Origin of the sequence: Pseudomonas sp. RIT-562 (genome assembly GCF_026241895.1) — a bacterium.
Lineage (GTDB): Bacteria > Pseudomonadota > Gammaproteobacteria > Pseudomonadales > Pseudomonadaceae > Aquipseudomonas > Aquipseudomonas mandelii_F.
In genome coordinates this window covers 12,160-27,319 of sequence record NZ_JAPJIV010000005.1, presented here as the reverse complement: position 1 = coordinate 27,319, position 15,160 = coordinate 12,160, and the positions used below count along the sequence as shown (strand labels likewise).

The window sequence follows — 15,160 nt, the reverse complement described above, 5'->3', positions numbered from 1 at the left end:
CACCTCTTGTAAAAGTACCCCGCATGCCAAGCCAAAACAGCCTACCTATTCAGGATCACCGCGACGACGATGATGATATCGATCTGCTCGCGTTATTCGGCACTTTGCTCGATAGCAAGTGGATTATCATCAGTATTACTGCGTTTTTTTGCGCAGTGGGTGTTTCTTATGCCCTGCTTTCCACACCTGTCTACCAGGCAAATGCTCTCGTTCAGGTCGAAGAAAAAAAAGGCGGAATGGCCGCGCTAGGTGGCATGGGTGAAATGAGCGAAATGTTCGGCGGAACCTCCCCTGCCGTTACTGAAATAGAATTGCTGAAATCCCGGGCTGTTCTGGGGAAGGCAGTGGAAAACCTTAAGCTTGATATCATTGTCGAGCCAAATTATTTTCCGCTGATTGGGCACTTCCTAAGTCGACATTTTCAACCTGATAGTCTAAACGAACTGGCCTCACCTCTGCTTGGCCTAAACAGCTACACATGGGGTGGAGAGAAACTCGAAATATTCCAACTGGAAGTGCCAGACGCTTACTTAGGAGAGCCTATGACTCTCCGAGCAGAAGGTAATGGCGCCTTCACAATTATAAATGACGAAGACGAAGTGCTCGTGAATGGTCAAACTGGCGATAAACTCGAGCAGAATGGCTTCAGGGTACAAATTTCTACTTTGAACGCGAATAAAGGAGCACTATTCGGTGTTACCAAACAGCGTCGCCTTAACACCATCTTGCAATATCAAGAAGATGTATCGGCCAGCGAGCGCGGCAAAGAATCTGGCATTATCGCCCTTTCGCTAGAAAATGATGATCCCGTGCAAGCGAGCAAAGTACTGGACGAGATCAGCCATCTTTATGTATTGCAGAACGTACAGCGCAACTCGGCTGAAGCCGCACAAAGTCTAGAGTTTCTACGCACACAAATACCTGACGTACGGAAACAGCTTGAGAAAGCCGAAGGCAAGCTTAACGCTTATCAAACCAGCGCCCGTTCCGTAGATATAACAATCGAAACCAAAGCGGTGCTAGATCAAATCGTGGCGCTGGAAACTCTTATCTCCGAACTCAAGCTTAAACAAGCTGAAATGGAACATCGTTTCACTCGTGAACATCCGGCCTACCAGGCTTTAATGACTCAAATGGGCCAACTAGCTGGACAAAAACTCGCTCTTGAGAAGAAAGTAAAAAATCTTCCGGAGACCCAGCAGGAATTGCTCCGATTGGCGCGTGACATGCAGGTCACTACCGAAATCTATACGCAGCTACTGAATAAAACACAAGAGCTCGACATCGTTCGCGCCGGAACGGTAGGTAATGTCCGCGTAATTGATTCCGCAGATGCGAACGTTGAAAAACCGGTCAGACCAAGAAAATTGTTGATTGTGCTAATCGCCACTGTGCTAGGTGGGTTGCTTGCTGTTGCTTACGTATTGATCCGAAAATCGATGAACCGGGGCATCGAAGACCCAGAAGCTATCGAACAACTTGGCATTCCTGTCTACGCATCTATCCCACTTAGCAAAGGGCAGTCGTTAATTGAAAGCAGTTTAAAAAGTGGAAGTAGCGAAAGTGCTGGTTCGTTGCTACTTGCAGTGAACAACCCTGCTGACTTAGCGATTGAATCATTACGAAGCCTACGTACGAGCCTTCACTTCGCGACTCTTGAAGCAAAGAACAATATTTTAATGATTTCCGGCCCAAGCCCAGCTGTTGGCAAATCTTTCGTATCTTGCAATCTGGCAGCAATTATCGCTCAGACAGGGCAGAGGGTACTGCTCGTAGACGCCGACATGCGCAAAGGTTATCTGAACAAACTGTTCCGAAAAGACCTGAGCAATGGATTGTCTGATCTTCTGGCAGGTAAAATTGACCTAAACACAGCGACTTATTCGACGGAAGTGGAAAACCTACACATCATCACTCGAGGGCAGATCCCGCCCAACCCATCAGAATTATTGATGCACAGCAACTTCACCCGGTTCCTAGAAAAAGTTAGTAGCTTGTATGACCTAGTTATTATCGACACTCCGCCGATTCTGGCAGTTACCGATGCAGCCCTTGTAGGACGGCAGGCTGGTACAAGCCTGATTGTAACTCGTTTCGGTGTAAACGCGGCCAAAGAAATTCAGGTGACCAAGCGTCGCTTCGAACAAAACGGTATCGTCGTCAAAGGCGCAATTTTCAACGCCGTGGAACGTAAAGCATCGGCCTATGGCTACGGCAGCTACAGCTACTACCAGTACGAATACGCTTCAGACAAAAAATAGCACCGGATATCAGGGCAGCGCCGCTGCCCTGATCTACCCAAGAGAGCTTTTAGCATGCCTCCTCAGCACCCGCTGCCCCGCTGGTACCTGATTCAGTGCAAGCCACGACAAGACTCACGCGCAGAGGAAAACCTGACGCGCCAAGCCTTCAAGTGCTACCGCCCCACCCAACATGTAGAACGTATCCAACGCGGCCGTCGCATAACTTCGGTGGAGTCATTGTTCCCCGGCTACCTGTTCATACGGCTCGATCAACTCAACGACAACTGGCACCCCATCCGCTCAACCCGCGGAGTCAACCAACTGGTCACGTTCGGAAAGCAACCCATCGCCGTAGCGGATAAACTCATCGAACAGCTCCAAAATCGACTTCAGAGCCAACTCACTGAAACACCTAAAGACTCTTTAGCACTCGAGCCCGGTGACCAGGTACGCATCACCAGCGGCAGCTACAAAGAACTTGAGGCCATTTTCCTCTCCCACGACGGCGCCGAACGCATCGTGATCCTCTTGCAACTCCTCCACCGCGAACACACCCTAAGCATCCCGATCACCGCAATAGAAAAAGCTGACACCAGTCGCTCTATATAACAAAAACAATCCTCTATATCCCCTCCACCGCCGCTCCCCTGGCAGGAGCTGCCGAAGGCTGCGATTTTTTGCCCTACTGCCCTTGAACGAAATACCTATCATTACCGGCAACACCAGTCCAAAATTGCTACTCGTTTACCCAAATCCATGTCCCCAACATCCGTCTCAGCCAGCAGAATAAACCCCTTACCAAAATCCAAAGACTCACCAGTCACCCCAAACACCCCCCCTGTGACCCACCACTCAAAACACACAGTTCCGACTGTAGGATCTTTCAAACAAAACTGTTTTTACCTTCACTTTTCCCACCAAATCAGTAAAATGCGCCGTCGGCTGAGGTAACAACTCATTCCGGCAGGATGCCATTGCACAGACCCCATGTTGTGCAGCAGTCAAGGACAGACTCATCTCCTCTGCTTGCCATTAACCGAGCCCAGACTCGGCCTGCCTGATTGATCCTCATCCCCAAAAAATTGCCAGCGCTTGCGCATACGGCTCACGTCGCACCCACGGCGCACGTTTTCAGGAAACCAACGGTGAATCCTGGGGCGGTAGCGTGCCCAAAACCTTGATATCGGCCAAGGCAAAGTGCATCCCCTCCCACGGATAAGGGGGACGCCACGACAACGACCGGTTTGTGCCTCAGGCTCAAACAGTAACTCCAGCTGAACAGAGCTAAACCCTCTATACAGCGGGCACAGCCTGGATGGTTATGCCCATTTCCACGCAAGGGACATTATCTTGATTCGCAAGCGTAACACCACGATGCCTGCAGGCCAGGGGCTTACTTTCTGGGCCCAATGGGTGGCCGCAATCTCTGTACTAATTCTCTTGCTGTGCGCACTGGCAGTGATAAAGACAGGTGAAGTAGAAACCCAGTACCGCATCCTGAGCGTACTTATGTTACTCGGCTCCGTGCCGGCTTACTCGATGATGCAGGTCTACCATAAACACCACGGTTATATCGCGGGCCTTGGTCGCTTGCTTGCTGGTTGGCTAGTATTATTATCCGGCTTGATGGTTATGGCCTTCATCACCAAAACCAGTGAGCTTTTCTCACGCGAGGTAATTATTACACTGGCCTTGTCCGGGTTCGCCTTGCAAGCGGTTCTCTACGTACCGCTGCATAATCTCGCCAAACGTTATCAGCAGAAGATTCAATCGGCTCGTAAATCTATAATTGTAGGCACTGGCGAGCTCGCACTTGATCTCGCAGACAAGCTGGCCCGGCACAACAATGAACCATTAATAGGTTTAGTTGCAGCACATGACCATCCGCTACCGAGCCACAGTGAGTATCCCCTCCTAGGCAATCTTGCTCACCTGCGCGATCTAATCGCGACCCACCGCATTCGCCGCCTTTACATCGCCCTTCCACTAGCAGAAGCAGAGCAAATCGAAAGTTTGTATATCGACCTTCTTGATTCAAGCGTCGATGTCATCTGGATACCCGATTTGCGCAGTCTGATTTTGTTGAATCATTCGGTTTCAGAGATCGAAGGACTTCCCGCGATTCACCTAAATGAAAGCCCGTTGACTTCTTATCCTACCGCCGCACTGTCTAAAGCTTTACTCGACCGTACGGTAGCTTTGGTAGCTATTATCTTGCTAAGCCCCGTAATACTTGCAACTGCGGTCGCGGTGAAGCTTTCATCTCCAGGACCGGTACTTTTTAAGCAGAAGCGTCACGGATGGAACGGAAAAATAATAAAAGTATGGAAATTTAGATCCATGCGAATACACGACGATCAGGAAGTCAAACAGGCCAGTCGTGGCGATACGCGTATCACCCGAGTGGGCAAATTCATCCGCCGCACCTCCATTGACGAATTACCTCAATTGTTCAATGCGTTACAAGGCCGGATGTCATTGGTAGGCCCACGACCTCATGCCATAGCACACAACGATTACTACACAGGTAAAATTGATGCATATATGGCCCGCCATCGCATCAAACCAGGCATTACCGGTCTTGCTCAGATAAGCGGGTTTCGTGGCGAGACTGAAACAATTGATAAAATGGAAAAACGTGTTGAACTCGACCTCGCTTATATAAATAACTGGTCGTTATGGCTGGATATTAAGATCTTAATCAAAACCCCTTTCACTCTACTTTCGAAAGACATTTATTAAACCTGTGTACCTGACACCCCTCCGGGTGCGCTCCGTGCGAGAAAGCCAAGCGCGGCGATATACTTTCCGAATCATTTACTTTGTCCTTACCAACGAGTTTTTTATGTCCGAACATCTGCAAGCAAGCATCGCCAAATTTAAAAGCAAGGAAGCCATCATTGGCATCGTCGGCTTGGGATATGTTGGCCTACCATTGATGCTGCGTTATAACTCTATCGGCTTTCGAGTGTTAGGCATTGATATTGATGAAAATAAAGTGTCCAAGCTGAATGCAGGCCAAAGTTATATCGAACATATTTCTGCCGAAAAAATTTCCAGCGCACGCCAATCCGGCTTTACTGCAACTACCGATTTCAGCAAAGTCGATGAATGCGATGCTTTAATCCTCTGTGTGCCTACACCACTTAACAAATATCGCGAGCCAGATATGAGCTACGTGATCAGTACAACAAATGCACTTAAGACATACCTTAGACCTGGACAAATCGTTTCTCTAGAAAGCACCACCTATCCAGGTACTACCGAAGAAGAATTACTACCACGCGTACAAGAAGGTGGTTTGACTGTCGGCAAAGATATTTTTCTGGTTTACTCTCCGGAACGCGAAGATCCCGGCAACCCGAATTTCGAAACTCGCACTATTCCGAAAGTAATAGGCGGTCACACTACTGCCTGCCTTGAAGTGGGCGTAGCTTTATATGAGCAAGCTATCGACCAAATAGTGCAGGTTAGCTCAACTAAAGCTGCAGAGATGACCAAGTTGCTGGAAAACATACACCGAGCAGTAAATATCGGCTTGGTTAACGAAATGAAAATCGTTGCGGACCGCATGGGCATCGATATATTTGAAGTTGTTGACGCCGCAGCTACAAAACCTTTTGGCTTTACTGCTTACTATCCAGGTCCAGGCCTCGGCGGCCACTGCATACCTATCGACCCTTTCTACCTGACATGGAAAGCGCGCGAATATGGTTTACATACGCGTTTTATCGAATTATCCGGCGAGGTCAACAAAGCCATGCCGGAGTACGTACTAAGCAAACTTATGGACGGACTAAATAACAGTGGAAAGTCCCTCAAGGGAAGCAAAATCCTAGTACTTGGTATTGCATATAAGAAAAACGTAGATGACATGCGAGAGTCGCCATCGGTAGAAATCATGGAATTGATTGAGGCCAAGGGTGGTATAGTTAGCTATAGCGATCCGCATGTACCTGTCTTCCCGAAAATGCGTGAACATCACTTCAATCTAAGTAGTGAGCAATTAACCGCTGAAAACATTGCGAGCTTCGATGCAGTTGTCCTTGCTACCGACCATGATAAATTCGACTACGACCTGATCAAACAGTTTGGCCACCTGATCGTTGACAGCCGAGGCAAATACCGCGCCCCAGCTGAACATATCATCAAGGCCTGATCTCTTTCATATTTTTCGAGAATTACCGGCAAACCAAATAACTGTTTTGTCGGATTATCCAGATTTGGTAGGAATGTCATGAAAAAATTTGCACTGATCGGTGCCGCCGGATATATCGCTCCCCGTCATATGCGCGCAATTAAAGACACCGGCAACATTCTAGTTTCAGCTTACGACATAAATGATTCGGTCGGCATCATTGATAGCATCTCGCCTGAAAGCGAGTTTTTCACCCAATTTGAGTGCTTCCAAGAACATGCTTACCGCCTGAAGCGTGATGCGGCCACCGCACTAGATTACGTGTCTATTTGTTCACCCAACTACCTTCATCATTCACACATTGCTGCCGGTCTGAGACTCGGTTGTGACGTTATATGTGAAAAACCACTGGTTCCCACTCCAGAAATCCTTGATGAACTCGCTCTAGTAGAACAAGAAACCGGAAATAAGCTATATAACATCCTTCAGTTGCGTCATCACCAAGCAATTCTTGACCTCAAGAGTAAGGTGAGCCGAGAAGCAAACGAGCACAAATATGATGTAGAGCTTACTTACATCACTTCGCGTGGTAAATGGTACATGGAGAGTTGGAAAGGCGACCCTCGCAAATCCTTTGGAATCGCCACTAATATCGGTGTCCATTTTTATGACATGCTGCACTTCATTTTCGGTAACCTGCAACGCAACGTAGTACATTTCACATCTGAGCATAAAGCAGCAGGCTATCTAGAATACGAGAAAGCTCGTGTGCGCTGGTTTCTTTCCATTGATGCTAACGATCTGCCGATTTCGGTACAAGGTAAAAAGCCGACATACCGCTCCATTACTGTGAATGGCGAGGAAATGGAGTTCTCTGAAGGCTTTACTGATTTACACACTACTAGCTATCGGGAAATTCTGGCCGGACGCGGATATGGCATTGAAGACGCACGTCATTGTGTAGAAACTGTTAACACTATCCGCTCTGCTAACCTCGTCACGGCTCAGGACGATGAAGGACATCCATTTCTTAATATCCTAAACCGTTGAGATTGATATGCCCTATTATCAGCACCCCAGCGCAATAGTCGATGATGGAGCTCAGATTGGCGAAGATTCGCGTGTCTGGCATTTCGTTCATGTATGTAGCGGAGCGCGCATAGGCCGAGGAGTGTCACTCGGCCAAAACGTGTTCGTCGGCAACCGTGTGGTCATCAGAGACCATTGCAAGGTGCAAAACAATGTCTCTGTCTACGATAACGTTACTCTTGAGGAGGGCGTATTCTGCGGTCCAAGCATGGTATTCACCAACGTCTACAACCCGCGCTCACTGATAGAGCGGAAAGACCAATATCGGGACACGCTTGTAAAAAAAGGCGCCACTCTTGGCGCTAACTGCACGATTGTGTGTGGCGTTACAATTGGTGAATATGCTTTTGTGGGCGCAGGTGCTGTCATCAACAAGGATGTGCCAGCTTATGCCTTAATGGTTGGCGTACCTGCTCGACAAATTGGTTGGATGAGCCAGTTTGGAGAACAATTGGACCTACCCTTGAAGGGTGAACGTGAAGTTACATGCCCAAACTCCGGAGCACGGTACGTACTGACCGGCAACTCCCTGATTAAAGTGGATGTATGCAAGTGATAGAATTTATCGATCTAAAATCCCAGCAAGCTCGCATCAGAGGCGAAATTGAATCAGCAATACAGCGCGTACTAGACCATGGCCAATATATACTTGGGCCTGAAGTTGCTGAGCTAGAGGAAAGGCTTGCAGATTTTGTTGGTGCGAAATACTGCATCACCTGCGCCAATGGTACTGATGCATTGCAGATCGCCCAAATGGCATTGGGCATTGGTCCAGGGGACGAAGTCATCACGCCAGGCTTTACATATATCGCAACTGCTGAAACAGTTGCCCTGCTAGGCGCCAAGCCTGTATACATCGACATCGATCCCCGCACGTACAATCTCGACCCTCAACAACTAGAAGCAGCAATTACCCCGAATACAAAAGCCATTATCCCAGTTTCTCTATATGGGCAGTGTGCGGATTTTGATGCAATAAATACTATTGCTGTTAAATATGGTATTCCTGTAATAGAAGATGCTGCACAGAGTTTTGGTGCTACTTACAAAGGTAAACGTTCTTGTAATCTTTCTACAATTGCATGTACTAGTTTTTTCCCCAGTAAACCTCTTGGTTGTTATGGCGACGGGGGGGCAATCTTCACAAACGATTGTGAATTGGCTAAAGTTCTTCGCCAAATTGCTCGTCACGGGCAGGATGGTAGATATCATCATATTCGTGTGGGAATAAATAGCCGCTTAGATACTATTCAAGCCGCTATATTGTTACCAAAACTAGATATTTTCGATGAAGAGATTTTACTTCGACGAGAAATCGCGTCAATTTACGAAAAATATATAACCAGTTACCGCAACGAACACAAACATTCTCAAAACACAATTAATACACTTGTTACCCCATATATTGAATCACATAATAAAAGCGTTTACGCTCAATACACCGTACGCACTCCTAACCGCGCTGTTACACAGGACAAATTAACGCAGGCGGGAATTCCCACTGCAGTTCATTACCCTACCCCTTTAAATAAGCAACCAGCAGTGGCGGATTCTCATGCCATTTTACCTATTGGAGATACTGCATCCACGCAAGTACTAAGTCTGCCTATGCATCCTTATATTACAAAAGAACAAATTTCGAAAATAGTACAAGCCTTAGTAATTTCCGAAGAACCAACAAAAACAACTGAAACGTGAACAAAATAAGCTTCGCGCCGCTGTCCTTCTCGCAAAAATGCTTATTAGTCTCGAACTAACGATAAAAAATAACTTTAAGTTGGCAAAAAAAAAATGCACATTCTTATCCTACCTTCTTGGTATCCAAGCAATCCAAGTGATATAAATGGTAGTTTTTTTCGCGAGCAAGCACTAGCTCTTCAAAAGCATAATTGCACAGTCGGTGTCGTCTATCCACAGTTGCGCTCGTTGAGAAACTGGAAAAGTATTTTTTTGGGTCCGCGGGGGACGGCCAAAGAAATTGATGATGGAATTCCAACATTTCGCTGCCATGGAACAAACTGGTTCCCCCGATTTTCATCGGCAGCAGCGTGGCATTGGGTAAAGCGGGGAATGGATACATTCGATCGCTATGTTCGAGATTACGGAAAACCGGACATTATTCACGTACACTCCGCCCTTTATGCCGGGTGCCTAGCAGTAGAAATTTTTAAAATACATAAAATTCCATTTGTAATAACAGAACACAGTACGTCGTATGCTCGGGGTTTAATTAGTAAAAACCAGAAAAAACTATCGGAAAGAGTGTCTGAAAAAGCCAAATGCCGAATAGCTGTTAGCCTTGAATTTGCGAGGCTTTTAAAAGGTTTCCATGAATCACAGAGTCAGGATTGGATATACATACCGAATATTGTCAGTAAATCTTTCACAGATCACCGTATCAAGCCTAACAAAGCAAAAAGCGATTATACGTTTATAAATATTGCTCTGTTATCAGATAAAAAAGCAGTAGACAATTTAATAATTGCGTTCTCTAAACTCCTGTTAAAGAGTGAAAATATTATCCTGAAGATAGGGGGTGATGGCCCAGCTCTTTCAAAACTGAAATGTCTCACAAATGATTTGGCAATCTCTGACAAAGTAATTTTCCTAGGTTCCTTAACAAGGGAACAGGTACTTGCGGAGGTAGCCAACGCAGATGCGTTTGTATTGCCAAGTCGATATGAGACATTTGGAGTCGTCGTCATTGAAGCTTTAGCGCTTGGTAAACCTGTAGTAGCAACACGCTGCGGTGGACCTGAATCTATTATTCGTGAGGGCGACGGATTACTGGTACCGGTTGACGATATCGAAAGCCTCGCTGATGCAATGTGGACACTTTATAAGAATCCAGGTGATTACGAGGCCAATCGAATTAGAAAATCATGTATTGATCGATTTAGTGAGGATACAATCGCGTCCCGGCTAAAATCAGTCTATGAAGAGATTTTAGTCGCAAAATAGTTTTGAGTAATGCAGTCATTTTAAACTCTGTCGTGGAACTATGAATAAATCAAAAATTCTTCACTTCGCTATTGGGCCTATTGGGTCTGCAATTTTAGGTTTCGCGGCATTACCAATAATGGCATGGTTTTTTACGCCAGAGGATATTGGTCGAATTTCAATGCTTCAACTTATTTGTAGTTTTTCGGTAATTCTCTTCAGCTTAGGTTTGGATCAAGCGTACGTGCGTGAGTATCATGAGGCAGCTCAAAAGCCTGCACTTTTGAAAACTTCCATTGCCCCTGGCTTACTTCTTTTATCTGCGACCTTTTTGTTATTTATCATTCTTGACTCGACATTATTGTCTACTTTATTATTTTCTGTTGAAAGTGCGTTCATTAGTGTATTGGTAGTTATTTGCTTGTTGACCACGTATATTTCCAGATTCTTATCCCTCATATTGCGATTGCAAGAAAAAGGGTTGGCATTTTCGATGAGCCAACTGCTGCCTAAAGCTATATTTCTTTTGATTATCGGAGCTTTCGTCGTTACAAAAACGAGTTTCAATTTTGAAAAGTTGGTAATTGCACACGCGCTATCAATTATGGCCGTGTTGCTAATTTATTCTTGGAATACAAGAAATGAATGGTTAGTTGCGATCAGTCATCCAATTGATAAAACCAGACTCTACCAGATGCTAAAATATGGACTTCCATTGATAATTGGAGGAGTCGCTTCTTGGGCGATGATGGCCACAGATAAAATATTGCTAAGAAGCTTATCATCTTTTGAAGAACTGGGGATATATTCTATCGCGACAAGCATTGCAATGGCTGCTGGGATATTTTCGGGTATTTTTACCACAATTTGGGCACCAACCGTTTTTAAATGGGCAGCAGAGGGTATTAACCTAGAAAAAGTGGATCAAATTTCCGAACACGTTTTAGCAGCGGTATTTTTGGTAATTACTGTTACTGGATTATTCGCATGGATTATCCCCTTCTTTTTGCCAAATTCTTATGTGAAAGTTCAATACCTTGTCACTGCTTGCATGGTGGCTCCTTTGTTTTATGCCCTCTCAGAAACAACCTCAATTGGTATTAGCCTTACTCGTAAAACTGGATTTTCAATGCTCGCTTCGATTTTAGCCGCCACATTAAACACATTTGGAAACTACTGGTTGATCCCCAAATTCGGTGCTGCTGGGGCGGCAACGTCCACAGCTTGTGCCTTCTGGTTATTTTTAGTGTTTCGTACTGAGTTATCTTGCTTCTCATGGCGAAAAATACCTAGACTGAAGCTTTACATCGCAACACTTGTATGCGTAGCGATGTCCGCTGCAGTCGCATTGTTAGATGGTAAACACACACCAATAAGTCTAATTATTTGGTCAGCCTTATGCATTATTGGCATACATACATTCAAAAATTCTCTATGTATGTTTGCAAACTTCTTGTCTTTCAAAAAAACTAAATATATCAAGATTTAAGCGTTTTAAACAATTTATCTTAAAAAATTAACGCGTTCAATCAGATTAATTTCGTATTGAAAATAAGAGTATTTCTTTAGTATCTAGACACACTGCGCCATCATTGAAATCGATGTTAAAATAGACTCAAAAAACAATATGTAAAGTATTTCTCAATAGACGCCATTTGGATTAACTTCGCCCCATGAAATATTATAAAGCAGCAGTAAGTGTTTGTTTTTTTACAATGCTTTACCTCACCACAGGTTCTATTGAGTTATTTAAGGCTGGCGGTGCTCAAACCGCAACCTACGATGCGATTGCATCATCCACCCACCCGCTAGATTACATAAAACCACTTTGGACGGGTTTTTCTCTTATTTTAATTATAATTGGTCTTACTTCATCAAAATTTAAAATCTCGATTAACCGTACGGACAAATGGATCGCAACTTTAAGCGCGTTCATAATAGTATCTGCACTTTGGTCAGTAGATCCAGGCGCGTCAATAAAAACTGCTTTTGCATTATTACTTATCGCAGCCCTGACAAAATTATATTTACAAGTCAATAACACTTCCAAAGCCTACAAATCACTACTGAACTTTTTTATTACCCTTGAGCTTGCATCATTAATATTATTCACTCTCTTACCGTCTTACGGAGCAGCCTATGGCACAACAGATGTAGCTCAAGGAATATTCACGCAGAAAAATGGACTAGGTAACTTTTCTCTGCTCGCATACACGTTCTTTATAGCTTCCCCAGTAAAGATTTCAAATATAAAAAAATATTCCGGAGTAATACTTTCTATTACTTTGATTTTACTAAGCCAATCCACCACCGCGATCATTGGACTACTGATATCTACAACGTGCTTTATATTGTTATCGTCAGGTGCTAGCCTTAGACAACTTTTACGTTATCGCAAAGTCATAGTTTATTCTTCGGCAGTCACAATTGCAGTCCCCCTAATTTTAAGCGCGATACTCCCAGCGTTTCCTATTCTCGGAAAAGACGCAACCTTCACCGGAAGAGTGTTTATTTGGAATTTCATAACAGGAAAGATATTCGAGAACCCTCTGATTGGCCATGGCGCGGGGCAATTTAGATCAACTTTTGTCAATGCCGGAACCGAGTTTATTAAAAACGTCGGTTTCCAAGTTGGTTCGACACATAATGGTTTATTAGATCTCGTATACTCTCTTGGCATTGTAGGACTAATTCTATATTTTCCCGTACTAAAATTTCTGAGTCCACAAGCAGAAAGTAAATCAGGACTCCTACTTGGTATCATATTTGCGATGTCATTTTTCATCACAAATTCTCTCGAGTCACTACTACTTTCTTTTAATATTTGGTTTGCTTTTCTGATCGTAACAATAAATCTGATGCTTCCTCATAACAGTAAAAATTTTTTAGCTCCTCATAAACACGAAAATCATACCGCAAAAAAATCGAATTTTTTTGTCTGAGTTTTTACTCTGCGATTTATCAATCGGATCATTACATGTTAAAAGTTTCCTACTTGATCGCGCTGTATAACAAGAGCGAATTTATAATTGAAGCTGTCGATTCCATATTGTATGAACAACGGCTGAATACCGATTTTGAAATTGAAATTTGTATTGTGGACGATGGATCAACTGATAATTCATTTAAAATAATTGAAGAAAATTACGGAAATAGCCCATTTTTTAAACTATCACGCTTCCCCGAAAACCGAGGAAAAAACGCGGCTTACAATCTCGCATTTAAAATGAGCACTGGACAATATATCTGCATTTTTGGTGCAGATGACACCATTGTTCCAGGCAGAACAAAGTCTATGCTGATTGCCGCAATGGAAACCGGTAAATCTATATATGGCGGACTTATTGCGAAAGATCACTTACTAAACAAAACGCTCTATAAGCAGATACCAAAATCCGCTGATTTTAAAGAAAATGTTATGGGGAATAAGTTATCGGGAGGATGCTCTTTTCTCGCTAGAGATCATCTTTCTGATGTTTTCCCGATCCCAGAAAATTTAAAATTTGAAGACTGGTGGATAGCATACTTTTTAACCAGAGATGGTCTCGCATTAATCCTAGATACCGTAGTCACTACGTATAGGATACATGATAGTAATGACTGCGGCACATCCGAAATAAGTTACGAAAGTAAGAAAAAAGATTACTTGAGGCATCTTCCCTATTTCCAAGAAATGCGCAAGATCGCTAGAGATAAGTCTGAATTAGAACTGATCAAGAGATCTGAAAATCTTCGACTGGCATTCCTTAGTGACTGTAATTATAAAGCACTTCTACCTGTTCACATGGATCAATACTGGCTACAGCTTTTTTGCTATTTGACACTGGGGCCGAAATTAGTTTTATTTTATTATTCGCAATTAAAAAAACTCAGACAACAACAGTAACTTTCCTAAACTACTATTCACTAAACGATACCCAATAACATTATGGATGATTTTTCAATATTGATGTCTGTTTATAATGGCGATAAAGCCGAGCCATTCGCAGACGCGCTAAAATCCGTATTAGTCGGGTCTAGCATAAAACCTACACAAACTGTTTTGGTTGTGGACGGACCCATTTCGGCTGAACTTAATAAAGTCATTGATGTATTTGAAAGTGACTTGACTGTAGTTCGTATTAAAGACAATGTTGGATTATCTAATGCGTTAAATATCGGTTTAGATCATTGTAATTTCGATCTGATTTTTCGGATGGACTCCGATGATATATCTACTCCGGACCGATTCGAGCTACAGTTAGAATTTTTTAAAAAATTTACCAACGCAGCAATGTGCAGTTCTTGGGTAGCCCACTACGACGAGACCATGCTTCAGTATCTGGGAGATAGAAAATTACCAGAGTTACCCAGCGAAGTTCATAGATATTCCTTTACGAGGACTCCAATCAATCACCCAGCCACTGCTTTCAGAAAGTCTTTCGTAATGAAAGCAGGCGGCTATCCGGACACACGCTTACCATTTGAAGATTGGTGGTTAAGTTTGAGAGTTATAAAGTATGGGGGTGAAATCTATAATTTGCCCAAGTACCTTGTGAACGTCAGAGCTAGCGCAGACTTCCACGCAAGAAGATCGGGAATTAAATATTTAATTTCTGAATATAATGCGATCTATTTGATGCACAAAGAAAAAATAATAAGCACAAAATGGGCGTTAGCGAATTTATTAATACGCACGCCGTTTAGGCTCTTGCCGAAGTCGGCCCTAAATATCGTTTATAAAAATATCATCAGAAAGATCTTCTAAGAA

General features: G+C 43.9%; 12 protein-coding genes. All 12 read left to right on the top strand.

Annotation, left to right across the window (positions count from 1 at the left end):
* Positions 1 to 23 precede the first annotated feature (23 nt).
* Positions 24 to 2,261, top strand: coding sequence for a polysaccharide biosynthesis tyrosine autokinase (locus tag ORL50_RS08630; RefSeq protein WP_266012643.1), 2,238 nt, complete (start codon positions 24 to 26; stop codon positions 2,259 to 2,261).
* Between the two features lie 54 nt (positions 2,262 to 2,315).
* Positions 2,316 to 2,852, top strand: a complete 537-nt coding sequence (gene rfaH, locus ORL50_RS08625; RefSeq protein WP_266012641.1) for a transcription/translation regulatory transformer protein RfaH — start codon at positions 2,316 to 2,318, stop codon at positions 2,850 to 2,852.
* A gap of 741 nt (positions 2,853 to 3,593) precedes the next feature.
* Positions 3,594 to 4,985: an undecaprenyl-phosphate glucose phosphotransferase gene (locus ORL50_RS08620; protein ID WP_416236013.1), complete on the top strand. Its 1,392-nt coding sequence runs from the start codon at positions 3,594 to 3,596 to the stop codon at positions 4,983 to 4,985.
* A 103-nt stretch (positions 4,986 to 5,088) separates the two neighbouring features.
* Positions 5,089 to 6,402 (top strand): UDP-N-acetyl-D-glucosamine 6-dehydrogenase, encoded by a 1,314-nt coding sequence (gene wbpA / locus ORL50_RS08615; RefSeq protein WP_266012639.1) that lies wholly within the window; start codon positions 5,089 to 5,091, stop codon positions 6,400 to 6,402.
* 78 nt (positions 6,403 to 6,480) lie between these two features.
* Complete coding sequence (gene wbpB, locus ORL50_RS08610; protein WP_266012636.1) at positions 6,481 to 7,431, top strand: UDP-N-acetyl-2-amino-2-deoxy-D-glucuronate oxidase; 951 nt, start codon at positions 6,481 to 6,483, stop codon at positions 7,429 to 7,431.
* 7 nt (positions 7,432 to 7,438) lie between these two features.
* Positions 7,439 to 8,026: a UDP-2-acetamido-3-amino-2,3-dideoxy-D-glucuronate N-acetyltransferase gene (wbpD, locus tag ORL50_RS08605; protein WP_266012633.1), complete on the top strand. Its 588-nt coding sequence runs from the start codon at positions 7,439 to 7,441 to the stop codon at positions 8,024 to 8,026.
* On the top strand, positions 8,023 to 9,168 hold the full coding sequence (locus ORL50_RS08600; protein WP_266013252.1) for a DegT/DnrJ/EryC1/StrS family aminotransferase: 1,146 nt from the start codon (positions 8,023 to 8,025) through the stop codon (positions 9,166 to 9,168). Before wbpD ends, ORL50_RS08600 begins: the two co-directional genes overlap by 4 nt.
* A gap of 93 nt (positions 9,169 to 9,261) precedes the next feature.
* On the top strand, positions 9,262 to 10,431 hold the full coding sequence (locus ORL50_RS08595; protein WP_266012630.1) for a glycosyltransferase: 1,170 nt from the start codon (positions 9,262 to 9,264) through the stop codon (positions 10,429 to 10,431).
* A 40-nt stretch (positions 10,432 to 10,471) separates the two neighbouring features.
* The gene (locus tag ORL50_RS08590; RefSeq protein ID WP_266012627.1) at positions 10,472 to 11,899 is read left to right on the top strand and encodes a lipopolysaccharide biosynthesis protein; all 1,428 of its coding nucleotides are present in this window, start codon (positions 10,472 to 10,474) and stop codon (positions 11,897 to 11,899) included.
* A 184-nt stretch (positions 11,900 to 12,083) separates the two neighbouring features.
* Positions 12,084 to 13,352, top strand: a complete 1,269-nt coding sequence (locus ORL50_RS08585) for an O-antigen ligase family protein (RefSeq protein WP_266012624.1) — start codon at positions 12,084 to 12,086, stop codon at positions 13,350 to 13,352.
* A 35-nt stretch (positions 13,353 to 13,387) separates the two neighbouring features.
* Positions 13,388 to 14,296 carry a glycosyltransferase family 2 protein gene (locus tag ORL50_RS08580; protein WP_266012620.1) on the top strand — a complete coding sequence of 303 codons (909 nt, stop codon included), beginning with the start codon at positions 13,388 to 13,390 and terminating at the stop codon, positions 14,294 to 14,296.
* A 42-nt stretch (positions 14,297 to 14,338) separates the two neighbouring features.
* Positions 14,339 to 15,157, top strand: a complete 819-nt coding sequence (locus ORL50_RS08575) for a glycosyltransferase (protein ID WP_266012617.1) — start codon at positions 14,339 to 14,341, stop codon at positions 15,155 to 15,157.
* Positions 15,158 to 15,160: the final 3 nt, after the last annotated feature.